Source organism: Bacillus sp. 16GRE42 (assembly GCF_019837435.1).
Classification (GTDB): Bacteria; Bacillota; Bacilli; order Bacillales; family Bacillaceae_G; genus Bacillus_A; species Bacillus_A wiedmannii.
In genome coordinates this window covers 170,247-190,457 of the sequence record NZ_JADAXF010000005.1, presented here as the reverse complement: position 1 = coordinate 190,457, position 20,211 = coordinate 170,247, and the positions used below count along the sequence as shown (strand labels likewise).

At 31.8% G+C, this 20,211-nt stretch carries 15 protein-coding genes and 2 pseudogenes; 5 read left to right on the top strand and 12 right to left on the bottom strand.

Features of this window, described 5'->3' with window-relative positions; genetic code table 11:
* The first annotated feature begins 2 nt into the window (after window positions 1–2).
* Window positions 3–2,288: an S-layer homology domain-containing protein gene (locus ILS93_RS23940; protein ID WP_222661478.1), complete on the top strand. Its 2,286-nt coding sequence runs from the start codon at window positions 3–5 to the stop codon at window positions 2,286–2,288.
* A 648-nt stretch (window positions 2,289–2,936) separates the two neighbouring features.
* On the opposite strand, the gene ILS93_RS23935 is transcribed toward ILS93_RS23940, so the two are convergent.
* Window positions 2,937–3,263, bottom strand: coding sequence for a hypothetical protein (locus tag ILS93_RS23935; RefSeq protein WP_242069230.1), 327 nt, complete (start codon window positions 3,261–3,263; stop codon window positions 2,937–2,939).
* 123 nt (window positions 3,264–3,386) lie between these two features.
* On the opposite strand from ILS93_RS23935, the pseudogene ILS93_RS29005 reads away from it, so the two are divergent.
* Window positions 3,387–3,461 (top strand): annotated as a pseudogene (locus ILS93_RS29005) (helix-turn-helix transcriptional regulator); the annotation flags it as partial.
* 513 nt (window positions 3,462–3,974) lie between these two features.
* Here ILS93_RS29005 and ILS93_RS23930 read toward each other — a convergent pair.
* The 4 genes from ILS93_RS23930 to fic form a co-directional block, all read right to left on the bottom strand.
* Window positions 3,975–5,294, bottom strand: a complete 1,320-nt coding sequence (locus ILS93_RS23930; protein ID WP_064475247.1) for an aromatic amino acid transport family protein — start codon at window positions 5,292–5,294, stop codon at window positions 3,975–3,977.
* 293 nt (window positions 5,295–5,587) lie between these two features.
* A complete protein-coding gene (sdaAA, locus tag ILS93_RS23925; RefSeq protein ID WP_222661476.1) occupies window positions 5,588–6,478 on the bottom strand; it encodes an L-serine ammonia-lyase, iron-sulfur-dependent, subunit alpha in 891 nt (296 codons plus the stop codon).
* Window positions 6,479–6,500: 22 nt separating this feature from the next.
* Window positions 6,501–7,199: an L-serine ammonia-lyase, iron-sulfur-dependent subunit beta gene (sdaAB, locus tag ILS93_RS23920; RefSeq protein ID WP_064475245.1), complete on the bottom strand. Its 699-nt coding sequence runs from the start codon at window positions 7,197–7,199 to the stop codon at window positions 6,501–6,503.
* A gap of 848 nt (window positions 7,200–8,047) precedes the next feature.
* Window positions 8,048–8,656, bottom strand: coding sequence for a protein adenylyltransferase Fic (gene fic, locus ILS93_RS23915; RefSeq protein ID WP_261784309.1), 609 nt, complete (start codon window positions 8,654–8,656; stop codon window positions 8,048–8,050).
* Window positions 8,657–8,729: 73 nt separating this feature from the next.
* On the opposite strand from fic, the pseudogene ILS93_RS23910 reads away from it, so the two are divergent.
* Window positions 8,730–8,906: pseudogene (locus ILS93_RS23910) on the top strand (zinc ribbon domain-containing protein); the annotation flags it as partial.
* Between the two features lie 478 nt (window positions 8,907–9,384).
* Here the strand turns inward: ILS93_RS23910 and ectB are convergent.
* The 5 genes from ectB to ILS93_RS23885 all read right to left on the bottom strand — a co-directional run bounded on the left by ectB (window position 9,385) and on the right by ILS93_RS23885 (window position 15,418).
* Window positions 9,385–10,650, bottom strand: coding sequence for a diaminobutyrate--2-oxoglutarate transaminase (ectB, locus tag ILS93_RS23905; protein WP_064475244.1), 1,266 nt, complete (start codon window positions 10,648–10,650; stop codon window positions 9,385–9,387).
* A gap of 78 nt (window positions 10,651–10,728) precedes the next feature.
* Window positions 10,729–13,059: a carbamoyltransferase HypF gene (gene hypF / locus ILS93_RS23900; RefSeq protein WP_081257242.1), complete on the bottom strand. Its 2,331-nt coding sequence runs from the start codon at window positions 13,057–13,059 to the stop codon at window positions 10,729–10,731.
* 10 nt (window positions 13,060–13,069) lie between these two features.
* Window positions 13,070–14,098, bottom strand: coding sequence for a hydrogenase expression/formation protein HypE (gene hypE, locus ILS93_RS23895; RefSeq protein ID WP_064475243.1), 1,029 nt, complete (start codon window positions 14,096–14,098; stop codon window positions 13,070–13,072).
* A 94-nt stretch (window positions 14,099–14,192) separates the two neighbouring features.
* The gene (locus ILS93_RS23890) at window positions 14,193–14,774 is read right to left on the bottom strand and encodes a cysteine hydrolase family protein (protein WP_081257241.1); all 582 of its coding nucleotides are present in this window, start codon (window positions 14,772–14,774) and stop codon (window positions 14,193–14,195) included.
* Between the two features lie 203 nt (window positions 14,775–14,977).
* Window positions 14,978–15,418 carry an Lrp/AsnC family transcriptional regulator gene (locus ILS93_RS23885; protein WP_064475241.1) on the bottom strand — a complete coding sequence of 147 codons (441 nt, stop codon included), beginning with the start codon at window positions 15,416–15,418 and terminating at the stop codon, window positions 14,978–14,980.
* Window positions 15,419–15,568: 150 nt separating this feature from the next.
* Here ILS93_RS23885 and ILS93_RS23880 point away from each other — a divergent pair, with 150 nt between their 5' ends.
* Window positions 15,569–16,864 carry an APC family permease gene (locus ILS93_RS23880; protein ID WP_222661474.1) on the top strand — a complete coding sequence of 432 codons (1,296 nt, stop codon included), beginning with the start codon at window positions 15,569–15,571 and terminating at the stop codon, window positions 16,862–16,864.
* 407 nt (window positions 16,865–17,271) lie between these two features.
* Here the strand turns inward: ILS93_RS23880 and ILS93_RS23875 are convergent, their stop codons facing one another.
* A complete protein-coding gene (locus ILS93_RS23875; protein ID WP_222661471.1) occupies window positions 17,272–18,444 on the bottom strand; it encodes a tyrosine-type recombinase/integrase in 1,173 nt (390 codons plus the stop codon).
* 403 nt (window positions 18,445–18,847) lie between these two features.
* Here ILS93_RS23875 and ILS93_RS23870 point away from each other — a divergent pair, with 403 nt between their 5' ends.
* Window positions 18,848–19,849 (top strand): helix-turn-helix domain-containing protein, encoded by a 1,002-nt coding sequence (locus ILS93_RS23870; RefSeq protein WP_222661469.1) that lies wholly within the window; start codon window positions 18,848–18,850, stop codon window positions 19,847–19,849.
* Window positions 19,850–19,922: 73 nt separating this feature from the next.
* On the opposite strand, the gene ILS93_RS23865 is transcribed toward ILS93_RS23870, so the two are convergent.
* Window positions 19,923–20,198 carry a barstar family protein gene (locus ILS93_RS23865; protein WP_097815842.1) on the bottom strand — a complete coding sequence of 92 codons (276 nt, stop codon included), beginning with the start codon at window positions 20,196–20,198 and terminating at the stop codon, window positions 19,923–19,925.
* Window positions 20,199–20,211 lie beyond the last annotated feature (13 nt).

The following is a 20,211-nucleotide window of genomic DNA, read 5'->3' as shown; positions in this document are numbered from 1 at the left end:
TTATGAAGCGCAAATTAATCACAACAGGTCTTCTTGCGGGGGCTATATTATCCTATTCTTCTAGTATTTTTGCGGATACTCAAAAGTTTTCTGATGTTCCAAAGTGGGCAGAGCAATCTGTTAATTATTTATTAGAAAAACAAGCTATATCAGGTTTACCAGATGGTACCTTTGGCTCAAACGCTATGTTAGATCGAGCTTCCGCCGCAACAATTATAACAAAAGCCTTAGGGATAAAAATTGATACAAAAGCCAAACCTTCTTTTACAGATACCCAAGACCACTGGGCTACTCCCTATATTGCTGCAGCTGAAAAAGCTGGTATTGTTAAAGGCGAAGGAAATGGAATCTTCAATCCATCCGGAAAAGTTACACGTGCTGCTATGGCGACCATGCTAGTAAATGCTTATAAACTGCAAAGTACAGCACATGATAATGGCCAAAGTAAATTTGAGGATTTAAAAGGACATTGGGGAGAAAAATATGCCAATATTTTAATTGACTTAAAAATTTCCGCGGGTACTGATAATGGTTGGCAACCAAATAGAGTGATAACACGTGTTGAAGCTGTTCAACTTACTGCTAAAACTGATATGCTTTCTAAAGAAATAAAAGGTGTATTGAGAGAAAAAGTCAGCAGTAAAGATATGGATGCCAATAGTAAAGAGGTTGAGTTAATTTCAATAGAAAATAGATCTTTAACTACTGAGACAGCTGTTTCAACACAAAATAATAAAGAACAAACTCTACTAAATCAACACAAAAAACGTTCTGGTAAAGTAACTGCTAAAACAGAAAAGTCTTTAATTATTTCCGATGGAGATTCAAGTTTAGATGCTATGGTTACTTCCCCTGAAATCCTTAAAGATATTCAAATTGGAGATACCGTTACTATTTATGCACCTATTTTTATAGATGGTCTTGTATTTGGTCAACCCGATACAGCTAAATATGCAATTGTTCAAAAAGAAAATGAAGACAACGTGCTAAAAAAACAATATAAAATGAACACTGGAAATGTAATCAATAAATCAAATGACGCTATTGAAATTTCTAATGAAGATTCGACTGTTAGTGCTATCGTTTCATCTGAAATCTTACAAGATATAAATATTGGAGATACTATTACTATTTATGGGGCATCTTTTATAAGTAATATGGCAACTGGTGAATTATCCGCTAAAGCTCCTATCATTGAAAAGTTGGCCAGTAAGACAGTTACTCCTAATACAAGTATGGATAAATCGAATTCTATATTAGAAGTCAATAAAAAAGAACAAAATGCTTTAAATCAGCACAAAAAGCGTTCAGGAAAAGTAACTGCTAAAACAGAAAAGTCTTTAATCATTTCCAATGGAAATTCAAGTTTAAGTGCTATGGTTACTTCCCCCGAAATCCTTAAAGATATTCAAATTGGAGATACCGTTACTATTTATGCACCTATTTTTATAGATGGTCTTGTATTTGGTCAACCCGATACAGCTAAATATGCAATTGTTCAAAAAGAAAATGAAGACAACGTGCTAAAAAAACAATATAAAATGAACACTGGAAATGTAATCAATAAATCAAATGACGCTATTGAAATTTCTAATGAAGATTCGACTGTTAGTGCTATCGTTTCATCTGAAATCTTACAAGATATAAATATTGGAGATACTATTACTATTTATGGGGCATCTTTTATAAGTAATATGGCAACTGGTGAATTATCCGCTAAAGCTCCTATCATTGAAAAGTTGGCCAGTAAGACAGTTACTCCTAATACAAGTATGGATAAATCGAATTCTATATTAGAAGTCAATAAAAAAGAACAAAATGCTTTAAATCAGCACAAAAAGCGTTCAGGAAAAGTAACTGCTAAAACAGAAAAGTCTTTAATCATTTCCAATGGAAATTCAAGTTTAAGTGCTATGGTTACTTCCCCCGAAATCCTTAAAGATATTCAAATTGGAGATACCGTTACTATTTATGCACCTATTTTTATAGATGGTCTTGTATTTGGTCAACCCGATACAGCTAAATATGCAATTGTTCAAAAAGAAAATGAAGACAACGTGCTAAAAAAACAATATAAAATGAACACTGGAAATGTAATCAATAAATCAAATGACGCTATTGAAATTTCTAGTGGAGATTCGACTGTTAGTGCTATCGTTTCTCCTGAAGTCGTACAAGATATAAATATTGGAGATACCGTTACTATTTATGGGGCATATTTTATGAATAATATGGCAACTGGTGAATTATCTGCTAAAGCTCCTATCATCGAAAAGGTGGTAAAATAAGCAATAAGTTTCCAATGGGAAAATCCCCATACCAAATAAGTATATAGATGCTATTTCTCTAATATCTATGGTTGTGTTAGTTATTTAAAATTGATATGAATTTGCTTTGTCTAAAGCTAAAAACAAGAGGCTTCTTACAATTAAGAAGCTTCTTGTTTTTTGTATAAGTGAATTTGTTTATAATTATTTAAATGAAACATTTTATCCCCTATAAATCTATTTAGAATACTTTCATGGATATTTTATTATAAGCTAAGTAGTTTAAAGTTTCTTGTCCCTAGTTCAAAAAGTTTAGACTTTTATGTCTTTCTACAATTGTTGTACTGTAGAAAGACATGAAAATGGATACTTTTTTATAAAGGAATTGCTTTAGTTACATATATCTACGTGCATCTTTACCATGATTTTCAATAGCAAATCTATTAATTAAAAGAGAACTTTATTTCTGTACAGCTGCGTATAACGATCCTTTCTAAAATAAAAACACATCACCATTTAATAGTGATGTGTTTTTATTAATGATAAGAAGTTATTGTGTTGTAATTCGCTTCTGCTGGTAAATATTAGTTCAAAGCCTTCCCCTTTTAAGTTTTTAGAAGCAGGTTAGTCTATTATTAGGGAGCACTAACAAAACACGCATTTCGTACGCTAATCGAAAAGATACAATTCTTGATAATCTATATATGTTTCATGTGTATAAACGGTTAAATCTCTCCCTTTACGCACAAATGATTTCCCAAATCTTTTGTCTATAACTTCTTGCATTTCTAACCCTTTGCTACTTCCCTTTGGTCCAAAACGTAAAATTAGACATTGACGATTTGCACATAACTTACCAAATCCAGCTCGCCTATTTTTTCGTTTATATGCAATTCCTCTCTTGGTTTGTGGTGGTTCAAAAACATCTTGGAAGGTATTCCATATATATGAGTCAATTCCTTGTGCAATCTCCCTTGATAATAAGGGTAATTTCATAAAATGGTGTTGATGTGTTATGCCACCTATTCCGTTTATATCACAAAACTCATCAAACTGTTTAATCAGAAAATATGTTTTAGAATCTGGGTTATATTGTTTAATAACATCATTAAAATACTTACATTTAAACTTACTTATGATATTGCAAAGGTTTTAGAAGCGCCTATCGAGACTCTATTTTGGTTTGAGGAATAGAATAATTCTAGTAAAAGTAAGTCAATTTTTGTAATTGATATGTTCATGAGTTTTGATCAATCTTTTTTATAAAATCTACAATCAGACTTTAAACATGGGAACCCGTTTTGATTAATTTTTCCAAAATAGATTCTTTTTAATGTTAATTCAATAAGGATTTTCAAAGCATTTAGGGGTCACGCCACATCACCATCAAGCTAAGAAAAGCAAATACCCCAAAATACAAAAAACGCACTAAATACCAATAAATAACTGTTGTAGTGATATGATTTTTCGTTTTTTGATCATGGGACAGCAGTCTAATATGCTTGAATTATAATCATTGCAAGCAGCTAAAAAAGTCATTACTGGAATAGAAGTTAAGCATATAATTAAAAAAGGACAAACTCTCCAAGATGAGGAGTTTGTCCAAAACCATAATCTATTTGATTTAACAATGTAAAATTCAATTCCGCTAGGAATCTTTCTTTTTTCATATCCTACGATTTTTGCATGATAACCAACAATAGTGAATTAGAATAATGACTTAATACTTGCTAGTACAGTAAGGATACCTATAATAATGACAAATACATTGCTCATCTTCCCTCTATATTTAGCTAGTACAGGCACTTTACGAATTGCATACATTGGTAATAGACATAAGATAGCAGCAACTAACGGACCGCTAAGAGCATCAATGATTCCAAGAATACTTGGATTTGTATAAGCAACATACCAGCATGTTAATATGACAAAAGTAAGAATCATTGTCTTAACTGTTTTCTCTCCTATATCTTTCCCACGTTTTTTACCGGACTTGATAATCATGTCACGCATTACCTCATACGCTCCTATATAATGGCCAAGGAAAGACTTTGTAATTGCCACAAATGCAATGATCGGAGCCGCAATAGTGATTACTGGTGAATTAAGCTCATTCGCAAGATATGATAGGATTGACAAGTTCTGTTCTTTTGCCACCTTAAGATCATCTGGAGTTAAACTTAAAGTACTGCTCCACACAAAGAACATAACAACAACGAATGTCATGATATAACAAACTTTTTGTATTTGAGCACACTTGGCATCAGTAGCATCTATTCCATACGTAGCTCTCTGTTTCATAACAAATGACGAAATCATAGGAGAATGATTAAACGAGAATACTATAATTGGTAGTATCATCCAAATCATTCCGAAATATCCTGTTCCAGTTGAAGCAGTAGAAACACTTGAAAAACTTAGCATTGAAGTATTCCATTGTGGAATTAAAGATATTGCAATAAAAAGTAGAGAAGCAATGAAAGGATATACTAACATACTCATTATCTTTACAGTAATATCTTGACCAAAATTCAGTATAGTGATAAGACCGAGTACTAATACAAGTGATAAAATGGCCCTTGGAGGCTCTGGCATGTGTAATTGATGCACAATAAAACTACTTGCAGTATTTGTAAGTGCAACCGAATACATCAGCACGATCGTATAAATTGAGACGAAATATACGATGTTAAAAATGATACTTGCTTTATTACCGAAATACTCTCTTATTGTTCCTGTAATCCCCTCGTCGGCAGAATTCGAAGCGTATATCATTTTAGCAAGCGCCCTATGTGAGTAATACATAACAGGATATGCAAGTATGGTAATTATCAGCAATGATAATAAACCACCTGAACCTGCATTAATAGGTAAGAAGAGTACTCCTGCTCCAATTGCTGTTCCAAATAGACTCAATGCCCAGGTAGTATCCTGTTTATGCCACTTTTTAGGGTCTAGATATTTCTCATTTTTTACTGCAGTATTATCAACTTGAAATTCTATGTTTTTTGCAGTATTCCCATTCATATAATAATTCCTCCTAGTGTCCTATTCTTACTTCTCTATTTAAGGCATCGGAATATAGACAGTTCTTGAAAAATGAATTGTTTATAAAGTGCGCCACATCGTATATCCTTCTTTTAAGTTGATCAAAATTAAAAAATTTACGAAGCATCAACCTGACGATTTTATTACCACTTATAAAATGTTTCAATTATATAGCAGGATATATTATTGATAATTCCCCCAATATCCAGAAATCCTTAAGCGAACAATAGAGAATAGATTGTTAACTATTTCACAATATAGACGTTAACTGTTCATTGATTTGATTGTTTCTCCCCAAATATTTTATTTTTAATGGCAATCCCTGTAGGTGTAGCTGCAATTCCACCTAAACCTGTCTCTCTTAATTCGCGAGGCATCTGTCTTCCAACTCTATACATCGCTTCAATAACTTCGTCAGCATTGATGATATTGTTTACACCGGCTAATGCGATGTCCGCTGCCGCTAAAGCATTTGCCGTCCCAATGGCGTTTCTCTTTACACAAGGAATTTCTACCAAACCAGCGACTGGATCACAAACTAAACCGAGTAAATTTTGTAATGCAATTGAAAAAGCTTCAGAAGATTGCTGTGGTGTTCCACCCGCAGCTTCTACTGCAGCTGCAGCCGCCATCGCTGAGGCACTTCCTATTTCAGCTTGACATCCTCCGTACGCTCCTGATATACAAGCATTATTTGCGACTACCGTTCCAAATAACGCTGAAGTGAATAGAAAATGAATCATATCTTCATGACTTAAATCTAACGTATCTTTAATACTAAATAGAACTCCCGGAATCGTTCCACTCGCACCTGCTGTTGGAGTTGCACAAATAGCTCCTAATGCAGCATTTACTTCATTAACACCGATAGCACTTTGGATGCCTAACACCATCAAATCTCCAGAAAGAGTTTTCCTATTTTCTCGATATTTTTTAATTTTAACTGCATCCCCTCCAGTTAAACCAGTTGGAGAAAATACCCCGTCGCCCTCAATACTTTTATTTATAGCATTTTTCATAGTCGCTAAATTTCGTTCCATTTTATTCCAAGCTTCTTCATAAGTAGATTTAGTTTGTTTTATTTCCTGTTCAATTGCTAATTCATAAATTAGCTTTTGGCTTTTATTAGCTGCATCCACAATTCCTTTTATGGACATATACATATTTTTTCACTCCTTAATGTAACTAAAGAATAATGAGATTAGCTATATTGCTTAAATTTCTTAACTCCTCCTGGATATTACCAGGCAATATTGAATCTAATGCGAATGCAAATAAAAATTTTCTATTTTCTTCTAATCTATGAAAATTATTAATTTCCACATCATATTGTTTAAAAATCCTGCGTAAAACAAATTCAAAGTCAGTTCTTTCGGAAAGTGCAATAATAACTGGCAATGGCCCCTGCAGATCCAAACTAAATCCGTCAATTTCAACATGTTTGATTTCAATTAATCCACCGCCAACAGAAATACCCATTGTTCTAATACTTCGACTTCCATCCTCTAAATATATATCTGCCGTATTTGGATGATTAGCAGGACTATCACCCGCTTTTTCAATAAAGGTAATGTCGATTCCTTTAGATTCTGCTATTTTAATTGCATCTGGCACTTTGCTGTCATTGGCTGCAAATCCTAATACCCCAGCAATAATCGCAAAATCAGTTCCATGTCCTTTATGTGTTTCAGCAAATGACTCATAATACCTTACCACGACTTTTTTTGGAAGACCTTGAAATAATTTATTGGCAACTTTTCCAATAGCCAAAGCCCCTGCAGTATGTGAGCTCGAAGGCCCTATCATTACCGGCCCAATTACATCAAAACAACTTTTGTATTTAACAACCTTTTTTTCTTCAATAGATGCTACATTTATGTTCATATAAGCACCTCCATAATTTATGATTTTAATTACAGTTGAAACTAAGTTATTAGAATAATTAATTCAAAATAAAACCTCGTTGTTAGCGCTTTCTTTTGATGTTAAATAAATTTCCTTTCTGATTACACATCCTTTGTAGAGTAATCATATCAGTATGTCCAATTTAAGAAAGTTACTTGTAAGGTCTTTAGAATTTTCGCACCAAAACTAGATTTGATATTTTATCTAGAGGTAACGAACTATCTCTCGACGCCCTCATTATAACTTGTATATTTATGAGTTTAATGATTTTTTATTTTTAGAAAGATTGAATAAACAGAATCTTGAATGGATAATAAATTACACTTAGCATGTAGCAATTATGTCTTTTGTTTGAAGCTGTATTAGTTAATAGAAAAGCAAAAATAACACAGAGTTCCTTACATTAACACATTGATTATATTGGAAAATCATTATAAAGATACTTGTATTGTCCTTTGTTTGAACATCTTATTTTGGACGTGAAAGCTGTTACATTAAATGATTCATGTAGATGGAAAGGAATACATGAATCAAACATAAAACATTTCACGTATATTAATTATAAATTACGCATCAATATTTATTATCAGAAAAGAGGAACTTCTTTTGTGGATCTTAAGATAAAGTAATACTTTATCAGTATTCATTACTTTAAATTTAATTTATTCTTCTTATAACTGTACAGCATTGTGACGATTTTGGTGCAAATAAAAGATAAGTTCCAAATAACACTAGGGATCCCTAATGGACTCAGTTTTATATTGTTTTCATTTAAAAAATCCTCTTCAAAAAGCAAATAAAAAAGAGCAATTCCAGCCCTTGTTTATTTATAAATCCCCTATATAATATTCGGTATATCCCTCATAATAGTAACTAATATCAATGCCTCTCATGAATACTTCACGGCTATTAATTTTATCTACTAGTGCATTTTGGAGTAAATGCTTAATTTCAATATCTTTAATTGGGCTGCGTTCCATTGCCAGTAAATAATCTTCTTTACCAATTCCATTCCAGTCAACCACCTGTTTAATTTCATTCTTAAAGATTAAATCTAACCATATTCTAGTCGCCCTACCATTTCCTTCTCTAAAAGGGTGGGCAATATTCATTTCAACATACTTCTCAACGATTTCATCAAAGGTTGTTTGTGGCATAGTGTTTATATGTTCTAGTGAATGACTTAGATACATAACAGAAGCAAATCGAAAATTCCCCTTCGCTAGGTTAACCTTTCGAACCTTTCCAGCAAAGAAATAAATATACTCAAATAGATAATTATGAATGTCGGAAAGACCCTTAAATGTGCCAACTTCTATGTTGTTTATTTCTCCTGAATCATATAAATCTTTGGATTTTATTTTTGATAGTCGTTCTTCCACCCGATTCAATTCCAACTGATTTTTGATACCTAATTCATTTTCTAGCACGATCATTCTCCTCTATTTCTGCCACTAATTCTTTTAACATATCTAAATCTTCTTGTGTGGCTAAATTCTTGATGAAACTTCTAGCCAATTATGTTCTTGTTGTGGATATCAAAATAAAAACGTTAAAAATCTAAACCTATGTGAATGGGACTGTCCTTCTTGTCATACACACCATGATAGGGATATTAACGCAAGTATCAATCTAAAGAATGAAGCGATAAGGCTTATAACCGCAAGGACTGCGGGGTTAGCCTAATCAATTAGGGTTCGATAGAACTCTTTAATTAGGAATCCCTCACTTCTAAACGAAGTGAAAGTGGGAGTAGTTCAATATTTCACAATATCTATCTACTTAGAATAAGATAATAATCATCTTCAGAACATGTTCTTCTCAAGATGCTCTACACATTTATCGTTAAATATGGATTTTTTTAAAAACATATTTCTCAAAGAACTCATAAACCCTTATAGGTGTTGTAAGCGTTAAGGAGCGCTCTGGTCAAACCCTCCTTAACGCTTACTAAATAACGATTTTACATGTAATGGAACTTCCAAAAATAAAAAATATGAATTCTACTCATAAACATTTACGTATAGCAAATTCTAAATGGTAAGTAAAAATTCTTATTTATATTTTATTTCTTCACTTTGAAATAATCTAATCCTTTGGAATACCATAATATCCCGAAGCACTCTTCTTACCTAATTTGATGATATCTTTAATTAATACCCAGTTAATCTTTTATAATATTAGAAATACTTTCTTCTAACAATTCAAATCCATTACTTAAGCCTTCTATATCAATTGTTAAAGAAGGTAACAACTTAATTACTTCATCATTAGGCCCAGACGTTTCAATAATTAAACCATTTTCAAATGCAACTGAGCAGATCTTTTTAGCTATTCCAAAATTATTACACGCTATTCCTTGCATAAAGCCTCTCCCTCGTACTTCTCCTTGAAGTTGGGGATATTTCAAACAAATCCCATTAAGAAAACTAGTTATTTTTTCACTTTTCCATTTTAAAGCATTAATAAACTCTATATCTTGCCAATAACTCAATGCTTCTGTAGCCGCTAAAAATGCTAGATTATTCCCGCGAAACGTTCCATTATGTTCTCCTGGTTCCCACTTATCATATTCTGGTCTAATTAGTGTAATAGCCATCGGAAGGCCAATACCACTTATAGATTTTGACAAACAAATTATGTCCGGTGTAATGTTCGCAGGCTCAAAGCTAAAAAATGTACCCGTACGTCCGCACCCTGCTTGAATATCATCAACAATCAATAATATATTATACTTTTTACACAGTCTTTCAATTCCCTTTAACCATTGGGAGCTAGCAGTATTTAAACCACCCTCACCTTGAACTGTTTCTAGAATAATTGCAGCAGGTAAATCCACTCCACTTCCACTATCACTTAATACTTTTTCTAAATACGTTAAAGAATTAAAAGAATCTAAATAATTTTCATACGGCATGATAATACTATTATTTAGTGGTACTCCAGCACCCTTTCTCTTAAAATGATTACTCGTTATCGAAAGTGATCCTAAACTCATTCCATGAAAAGCATTAGAAAAACTTATGATATTTGTTCTTCCAGTCACTTTTCGAGCAATTTTCAGTGCACTTTCAACAGAATTTGTACCAGTTGGACCAGGAAACATAATTTTATAGTCTAAATCACGTGGTTCCAAAATAATTTTGTTAAATTGCTTTAAAAAATTCACTTTAGCACTTGTTCCCATATCAAGACTATGAATAATACCATCTTCTAAAAGATACTCTATTAATACCTGTTTCATTTTTTCATCATTATGTCCATAATTAAGAGCCCCAGCACCTGAGAAAAAGTCAATATACTCTTTTCCATCTACATCCCATAATTTATATCCTTTAGACTTAGTAAAGATTGTTGGAAAGCTTCTACTATAACTTCGAACTTGGGATTCCAGTTCATTAAATATATCCATTTTTGAACTAACTACCATATAAGAGCTCCTCCTAATTTTTCGTTTTTACTATGCTCACAAAGAATAACGAAAAGTTATATAATCACTATTGTGAATTTATACTGAATGCGTATCTTTATAACGATGAGCTGCTATCGCTGCTTGGCCAAGAGAGATTCCACCATCATTAGTAGGTACTTGTTTATGCATGTAAACCTCGAATTTACAAGCCTTAAGTGACTTATAGGTTTCTACAAGTAAAAACGTATTTAAAAATACTCCCCCACTAAGAACTAGTTTATTAATCCCTGTTTCTTGACGAATTTGTTTACAGGTTTCAGTAATCATTTGAACCATTGTATAATGAAAACGATAGCTCAATTCACCCTTGGTATACTTATCTTTAAGTATCAAAGATACCAACTCTTTAAACATAGGTTTTATATCGATTTTTCTAATTCCATTCGAAGCAACTATTTCATATGATAATAAAGAATTGGAAGAATCATTGATATCAATCGCTTGCTCCAACTCAATAGCAGCCTGTCCTTCATATTGGATTGTTTCACGGACACCCAATAGTGCTGAAACAGCATCAAAAAGCCTTCCCATACTTGAAGTAAGAGGAGAATTAATTCCTTTTTGAATCATTTTTATAAGTACATCTAGTTCAAAACTATTTCGCTCTGAAATGATCTTTATTGGTAATTCTTTGACTTGTTCACCATATATTTGCGTCAATATTCCTAAAGCGATTCTATACGGTTCTTTAACGGCTTTATCACCGCCTGGTAGCTGAAAGTAATCGATATATGCCGCTCTTTGATAATTAAGAAAATCACCGATTAAAAACTCTCCGCCCCAAATATTCCCATCATCACCATAACCCGTACCATCTAAGATAACTCCTAAAACAGGACCATCTAATTGATTATCAACCATACAAGAAGCCATATGGGCATGATGATGCTGAACCTGTACAACTGGTAAAGCTTTTTGATCAAATGCATATTTTGTACTATAAAAATCAGGATGAAGATCACTTGCTATTACGGAAGGTCTGATTTCAAAGATTTTTTGTAAATGAGCTATAGTATTTTTAAATGATTCATAAATTTTATAGTTTTTTAAATCGCCAATATGATGACTAATAAAAGCTTTTTCACCTTTAGTTAAGCAAATCGTATTCTTTAATTCTGCTCCTAAAGCAAGTACATTAGTTGATCCTTCTTTAAAATCAATTGGGTTTGGTACATATCCTCTAGCGCGACGAATTATGTGTAGTTTTGTTATTTCATCATCTAAATCAATAGCCCTAACAATAGAGTCATCTACTCTAGTGAATATCTCCCTATTGTGTACTAAATAATAATCTGCAATTCCTTTTAGCTGCTCAATTGCATCTACATCTTTATATACAATAGGTTCATCAGAAACATTGGCGCTCGTAGCTATTAATGCAATAAAATTCCCTCTTAATATGAGATGATGAAGTGGGGTATAGGCTAACATTACCCCATAAGTATTATTATTAGGTGCAACATCTAAAGAAATAAACTCATTATCCTTTTTGTTTAATAATACAATTGGCCGTTCTTTAGAAACTAATAAAGCTTCTTCATTTTTTGTTATTTTAGCAAAATTTTTCACATCATCTAATTGAGATGACATTAAAGCAAAAGGTTTTTCATCCCGTTTTTTTCTTTTTCTTAATTCTTTTACAGCTTCATGATTCATTGGATCTACAACTAAGTGATATCCACCTAAACCTTTAATAGCTAGGATTTTCCCCTGTTTCAACAAATCAATGGTTTTTTCTATTGGATTATCAGTGGGGACATTTGTACCATCTGCTGTTCTCAATTGAACTTGTGGTCCACATTTCCAACAAGCATTTGGTTGTGCATGGAATCTCCGATCTAATATGTCTTTGTATTCCTTATCACACTCTTTGCACATAGGAAATTTAGCCATTGTAGTATACGGTCTATCATAAGGAATATCTTTTATTATTGAATATCTAGGTCCACAATTTGTACAATTAATAAATGGATAGCGATACCTTCTATTCGTTGAATCAAATAATTCTTCTAAACATTCATTACATACATAAGTATCAGGAGATATTAAAGTTTGCCTACTACTATGTTTTTTGCTACTCAAAATATCAAAAGAGCTATAACGATTATCGGATTCTTGTTCCTCTACCAATTTAACTTCTTGCACATAAGCCAATTCTGGGGAATTAAATTCTATATCATGAATAAAATGCTTAATATTATTTTGTTCCCCTTCTACTTCTATCAGCACTCCATTTGAATCATTTAACACCCATCCGTTTAGATCATATTTTTTTGCTATTCTATATACAAAAGGTCTAAAACCAACACCTTGCACAATGCCTTTAACTTGATACTTTTTTATAAACATATTTATTACTTTTTTCATGAATTGTCTCCTAACATAATCGAGGTAATTCTGCCCCATATAATAACTCAATGATTTTCAATTCACCTGATTTTGCTTCCATTAGTACTTGTCTATCTTGTGTTTGAGTAATTTTACCAATTACTGCAGCTTCTTTACCATATTTAGTATCTTTCAATACTCTCACGACTTCCTCGCTTACCTCTGGAGACACAAACATACAAACATTACCCTCATTAGCTAGATACATTGGATTAACACCTAACATATCGGCAGCCATAATGGTTTCTGCTAACATAGGAATCTCTTTTTCTTCTATTTTTATTCCGGTATTAATTGTTTCTGAGACTTCATTTAAAACTGTACCTAACCCGCCTCTTGTAATATCTCGCATACAATGTATAGAATCACCAAAATGGTTTTGCAACTCTGATATCATATGATTTAATGGTGCACAATCACTATTTATTCTCTGTTCAAACCCTAATCCTTCTCTTATAGAAAGGATATGTATACTATGGTTTCCTAGTTGTCCTGTTATAATGATATCGTCACCTTCTTGAATAGAGTTTACCGAAAATGGTGATACATCTCCTTCAAAAACTCCTATTCCAGTTGTATTAATAAAGATTTTGTCTACTTCACCTTTTTTAACAACTTTTGTATCTCCGGCAACAATATACACTCCAGCTTCTTTCGCTGTTTCTCTTATAGAATCTAATATTTCTTCCAAATCTTTAATTGGAAAACCTTCTTCTAGTACTAACGCCAATGATAGATAAAGTGGTTTTGCACCACTAACCGCTAAATCATTAACTGTCCCACAAACTGCTACTTTCCCTATATTTCCCTCACCAAAAAAGATAGGATCAATAACAAAAGAGTCCGTTGTCATCGCCAATCTTCTACTACTTACCTCAAGAATGGCACTATCCTCCATTTTTCCAAGATGAACATCTTCTAGTTTTGCAGTAATAATTGAGCTAATTAAATCATGACTCAATAGGCCTCCTGTTCCATGGTCTAAAATTATATTTTCTAAATCTTTAGTTAATTTCATGAATTAAAACTCCTTTTCATTTTTATTTTTATTTTTATTTTTGAAAAATAATATCACTTGCTACATAGAACAAGTGATATTACAACGTATTTACTTACGGAATTGCAACTCCATCAAAAGAAATATCTTCATTTTTAGAAATCGAATTACAGATTTCCTCGATACTCATAATCTTTGCACAATATGAACCTAACCACTTTAAAGCTCGTTCTTTATCTTCAGCCTTCGCTGAAACAACCGCGTCTTCTGGTACGATTACATTATAACCACGGAAAAATCCATCTGCTGCAGTTGTTTGTACACAAATTTGAGTTTGCATACCCGTAATAATAATTGTATCTACTCCTAAATTTTTTAAGATTTCATCAAGATTTGTCTCAAAAAAACCACTATCCTTATTTTTCTCCATAATAATATCTTTTTCATGAAGAAACTCAGGTAAGATTTCTGCACCTTTAGATCCCTTTGTGACTGGTAAAAAATCACCATATCGTTCAGCTTTTGGATCATCTTCTAAGTTAATTAACTGTAGGTGAACAATAGAAACATCATTTTCTCTCATAGTATCTAAGAAAGACACCATTTTAGGCGTAAACTCCTCCACAGCTGCAATTCTATCCTCATTTTTATTAACCAAATCGTACTGTAAGTCATTTGTAAGCACTGCATATTTCATAATAATCCTACCTCCAATTAACTAAGAATTTAATTTTTCTAAAATACAATGTTCATTATTCCACCAATAGTAAGAATATGTCAAATGTTATTTTTTATCTAAATTTTCTAAATAATTTTCAGAAAATTAATACCTAATAGGACTCTATTTCCCATTAGGCATTAATTTTTCGCTTTTTATTTAGAATAATCTCTCATATGGAATTAAAGTTTTTCACTCTCTGTAAAAAATGATTTATGTTCTACTGGAGAAGAAAGCACTATTAAGGTTGTAGGCTTTCCATACTCTATGCACAAATTAATATAGTCTTCGAGTGTATGTACAGATTCCGTCACTACCTTTGTTAAATAACTATACATACCGGCAATACGGTGACATTCGACTACATCTGAATGTTCCATTGCGAATTTTTTATATTTGTTGCAATCCTTTGGTTCCATCAACACAAACGCAGTAATATGTTTTTTTAATTCTTTCGAATTAACAATCGTGCGATAACTTGTAATAACCTCTTGTTCTTCTAGTCTTCTAACTCGCTCTGTAACAGAAGGGGAACTCAAACCTACCAGTTTTCCTATTTCAACCATACTTAAACGTGCATTTTCTTGAAGATGAGAAAGAATCTTTAAATCTGTTTCATCCATTGTTGGACCTCCCCTTGATTAATTAAGAAAATATTTAGTAATTCTTAAATTTTTTAAGAAAATTATAATTAATACATAAATTATAGCATGTTATCCTTTTTTAAAACTTTATATAATTAATATCAATTAATGAAAGAGAGGCTGAGTATCTTGACACAACAATCATTGAAACGCTCAATTACTTGGGTACAGGGAACCGCATTAACCATAGGAGCTGTGTTAGGTTGTGGAATCCTTATTTTACCTTCCATTACTGCAAATAGCGCTGGACCAGCTTCAATTTTATCTTGGGTTATCATGTCTATATTAGCTTTTCCTATTGTAGCAACTCTAGCGCGTCTTGCTAAAATGATTCCTAGTGCTGGAGGAATTACAGCTTATGTTCAAATGGCATTTAATGCAAATACAAGTGCCATCCTAGGCTGGATTATGTTAGGTTCTATTCCTATTGGAGTACCTATTATTGCTTTAACAGGTGCCCATTATATTGGATATGTTTTTCCAATAAGCAATCTTAGTGTTATAGGAATTGCAGCATTAATTTTAATTACCTCTTTACTCTTACATATAAAAGGGATCGAGCTATCATCAAAAGTTAGTGTGTTTGTAATTTGTATCATTTCACTTTTAATAGTCGTCGCTGTTATCGTTTCTATACCTTATGTAAAATTAAGTTCTTTTACACCATTTGTACCAAACGGGTGGTCTTCCGTTGGCGCTTCTTCTGTAATTATCTTTTTCTCATTTGTAGGATGGGAGATGATTACCCCATTAGCTGAAGAATTTAAAAGACCCGCTAAAGATATTTCCATTAGTTTATTTTTAGGAGCAATTTGTATCTCTATTATGTACATTGCTATATCTTTTGTAACAATAGGGACTCACTCATATGGTGATAAGAATCAGATAGCTTCCCTTAGTATTCTAATATCAAAAGGATTAGGACCCATAGGTACATATGTAACAACTATCTTAGCAATTTTCATTTCGTTTAGTGCTGTACATGCTAACATTGCAGGTTTTTCAAGAATGATTTACGCTCAAGCTAGAGAAGGACATTTCCCTTCCTTTTTTGCTAGATTACATTCTAAATTTCAAACTCCAACTAGGGTATTACTAGTTTTAGGAAGTATTTTTAGTTGTATTTTAATCTTTTATGGTGTGGCACGACCAAATTTAGAAATGCTTCTTAAAGGTCCTAGTGTAATTTTTATTACCTCTTATATTTTTACAATGCTAGCTGCTCTAAAATTATTAAAAGTGCGTGATATTGGTTGGTGGATGGCCTTCCTTTCTCTAATTATATGTATTATTGTATACTCATTTAGTGGTTGGGCTATTTTCTATCCAGTTATCTTATCAATTATTGGTTGGATTTATATAGTTATGAATAAGAAGTATAGTACCATTAACAATCATTCAATAAATACATCAAATGAAAACTAGTCTCATATAATCTAAAAATTTACCACTCAAAATACAAATTAATATTAATACTATTAATGCTGGAATAAGGAAATCTTCCAATGACTTATACTTAACACAAATTAACCTACTAATTATGTGCATTCAAAAAAACCAGGATAACTTTTTAAAATCATCCTGGTTTTTCTATATTTAATAAAATTTATCATTTCCTATTTATAGAGACCATATCTAACAGCTCTATTTAACTCTATATATTTTATGAGTTTTTTTATATGGATAAACTTGTATATAATAGAAGGATTTTTTTAATCTTCAATTAATTACATTTGATAAACGAATCATGTAAATTGAAAATAAATGATAATTAACTGTATTTAATTATGTAAAAAACACATAATTAAATACAGTTATAACTATTATAAAATTCATATCAACATATCAGCGAAAGTAGATCCAACGTTATTTTTACGCTTCATATGCTTCTCTAAATATATTTTTGTGGTTTGAATATTTTCGTGACCGAGTGTTTGCATTAAATGATATAAATCCGCATTTCCTTGTTCAACTGCCATAATTGCAAAAGCATGTCGAAATGTATGTGCGGTTACTGGATTTTCACGATATTGTAAGAACTCTAAGTCTGTCTTCTTTATCATATCTGTTACCTGATTTGATAGTGTTTTAGAATTATATGCACTTCCTCTTTGATTTATAAATAACGGACTTTCATCCCCTTTTTCCAATACTGTTTGGAAACCTCTTCTTCTTCTCATCTCACAAATACATTGGTATAAATGTTCTGAAATAAAAAGTTCACGCACTTTGTTCCCTTTTCCCCTAACCTTTAACCAATACTTTCCATCATAGTGTAAATCTTTTACTCTTGCAGTACACAACTCCTGAATACGCGCACCAGTACTTGCTAATGCAAGTACTATTGTATAGTTTATTAAATGTCCTCTTTCTTTATAAAAGCCTAATATTTTCATGACTTCTTCATAGGATAAATCCCGATTCGGTCGATCTTTTTCATTTACATTCGCACGCTGTAATTCTTCATGAATTGGTTTTTCAATATACCCAAATACATGAAGATGTTTTAAAAAAGAACGTATAAGTATTGATTTTTTTGCAAGTGTTGCGACCGCGTACGTATCCCCATTTCTACCGTTCTCTACCTGCTTCAACCAAGCATTATATTTACGAATATGCCAAGGCTGTAATGTTTTCAATAACGAATCATTTTGCTGCACCTCTTCTCCATTCAATTCGAATTCCTCTGCATGCTGCACCATGCACTGACAAAATGATAAGATTTCAGATACATAACTCTTTTTCGTATCCTCTTTTCTATTCTTTTTCTCATCCATATCTTTTTGTAAATGTACGAAATGATAAATGACTTCCAAATCACTTAAATACGTATATTTACTCTTTCCCTCTTTTTCTGCAACCTCCATCTTCTCTTCCAACTTATCTACATAACGACTATCATGCAGGAATGGAACCATATCTCTTATACTTTCTACATATGTATCTATATCTTCACTTTGATTCTTTGTTATAGGTAAGTTCTCTTTTTTATTTTGTTTATCCATATTTCGAATTAACCCCTCCTATTGAAGATTATGAATATAATTCGCTTTATTACCTTTACTTATTATTTTATTTTACTTCTATACATTATACAAATGATTATTCATTTTCTTTCTGTAAGAATCCTACATTCTTCTCTATTATCTTATACTTATATTTTTTTATAATTTATTAGTAAATAGATATCATTTAATAGTTTATACCTTAGAATTTAAATCCCTTTTATAAAGAAAATAAATTTAAAAATACATTAAGAGATAAATTAAATCTAAAACGATTTTAAACTACAAAATTTTATAAGAACTTTAATAAATTCTATTTCTCATTTTAAATATATCTCATATTCTGATATGATATATACATATCTAAAATACTAGTAAACAATAGTTATGGAGGTGTCCTTTCATGACACAAGATTTATTGTTCATTACAAAACCTACTGTAACGACAAAAGAGGCAGCCGACTTATTAGGAGTAACGGTACAAACAATTTTAAAGAAAGAAAAAGATGGATTAATAGAATGTGTATATAAAGATAATTGGAAGCAATTCGGTAGTAAGATTTTCTATTTAGAGGATATTGAACGTTTAAAAGATATCGAAGAGATTGAGGGTTATAGTACAAAAGAAGCAGCTGAGATTCTGAATGTAGCACCATCTACTGTCTTTACATATATCAAATCTGGAAAACTACCTGCTTCAAAGATTGAAAAGCGCGGAAAAGAAGTATATATCATTAATAAAGAGGACCTTGAAACTTTTCAACTTACTTATGAAAAAACTACATCAAAAGAGCGAAAAACATTCATTGCTAAGATTCAAGACGAAGATATATATTTATATCAATTATTAACACATCAACATACGGGGAAAATAGGGAGAGTAATAGAAATTAATGGAGCAGACGGCAAGATTCTTACAGAAGACGAAGAAATCTTCCCTTTATCCACGTATAAAGAACATGATTACTCCTTTGAACCTTTCCGTAAGCAAGCTGTAATTACAAAACGAGGGTATTTATCTTTTTCCTTTAAAAAACCCCAACTATTTAATTCCATTACTTATAATCTTATAAATTTATTTTATAAAGAGCTAGGTGTCACAAATATGCGATTGAGTGTTTCATCTGATACTATTAAATTAGAAATTAAACCTTTCGTATTACAAGTTGATCCATTGCAATTTCAAGAAGAGATTAAATACTTACATTCTCATATGAAATCCGGTACGATACTTCCACATGTTGAAGGAATTTATTTTAAAAGTAATGTAGAGCCATTAACTTTTCATGCAGATCATGAATTTAAGCAGAAAATAGTTCAAATGACAGTGGATGCAGGTATGGGACAGGAAGAATTCTTATTACAAGCTGTAAAATCTTATATAAGAAATTTAGAACAACAATAAATATTTCTTAAGAAGAAAAACCGTAGAAATTAAATATTTCCACGGTTTTTCTTTTTACCTAAGATCCTTTTAATTATTTTACAACAATATAGAACTTACCTGGCATTTCATTTTGTGCATCTTGAAATGTTTCTAGAATCAAATCTGCTTCTTCTCCTAACATATTCTGACTTTCTTTGAAAAATTCCCATTCTATTGTTAAAGGAAGAGTAACCCATGCAGTTAAGCAATCCCACAACGCATTAGCATTTTCACCATAGTAATCTGGAAGATCTAATTTGCTCTTTAATGTTTTATGCAGTGCATTTTTACTTGTAAACATCCGTCCATCTAAATATATTTTTTCCATAACTAAATTCCTT

Coding starts and splice junctions, on each gene's coding strand:
- ILS93_RS23890 (WP_081257241.1), bottom strand. CDS start 14,774: ATGAAATATGCAGTGCTTACAAATGACTTACAGTACGATTTGGTTAAT.
- ILS93_RS23940 (WP_222661478.1), top strand. CDS start 3: ATGAAGCGCAAATTAATCACAACAGGTCTTCTTGCGGGGGCTATATTA.
- ILS93_RS23865 (WP_097815842.1), bottom strand. CDS start 20,198: ATGGAAAAAATATATTTAGATGGACGGATGTTTACAAGTAAAAATGCA.
- hypE (WP_064475243.1), bottom strand. CDS start 14,098: ATGAAATTAACTAAAGATTTAGAAAATATAATTTTAGACCATGGAACA.
- ectB (WP_064475244.1), bottom strand. CDS start 10,650: ATGGTAGTTAGTTCAAAAATGGATATATTTAATGAACTGGAATCCCAA.
- ILS93_RS23930 (WP_064475247.1), bottom strand. CDS start 5,294: ATGAATGGGAATACTGCAAAAAACATAGAATTTCAAGTTGATAATACT.
- sdaAA (WP_222661476.1), bottom strand. CDS start 6,478: ATGTATATGTCCATAAAAGGAATTGTGGATGCAGCTAATAAAAGCCAA.
- fic (WP_261784309.1), bottom strand. CDS start 8,656: ATGATCGTGCTAGAAAATGAATTAGGTATCAAAAATCAGTTGGAATTG.
- ILS93_RS23935 (WP_242069230.1), bottom strand. CDS start 3,263: ATGAAATTACCCTTATTATCAAGGGAGATTGCACAAGGAATTGACTCA.
- ILS93_RS23885 (WP_064475241.1), bottom strand. CDS start 15,418: ATGGATGAAACAGATTTAAAGATTCTTTCTCATCTTCAAGAAAATGCA.
- hypF (WP_081257242.1), bottom strand. CDS start 13,059: ATGAAAAAAGTAATAAATATGTTTATAAAAAAGTATCAAGTTAAAGGC.
- ILS93_RS23870 (WP_222661469.1), top strand. CDS start 18,848: ATGACACAAGATTTATTGTTCATTACAAAACCTACTGTAACGACAAAA.
- ILS93_RS23875 (WP_222661471.1), bottom strand. CDS start 18,444: ATGGATAAACAAAATAAAAAAGAGAACTTACCTATAACAAAGAATCAA.
- sdaAB (WP_064475245.1), bottom strand. CDS start 7,199: ATGAACATAAATGTAGCATCTATTGAAGAAAAAAAGGTTGTTAAATAC.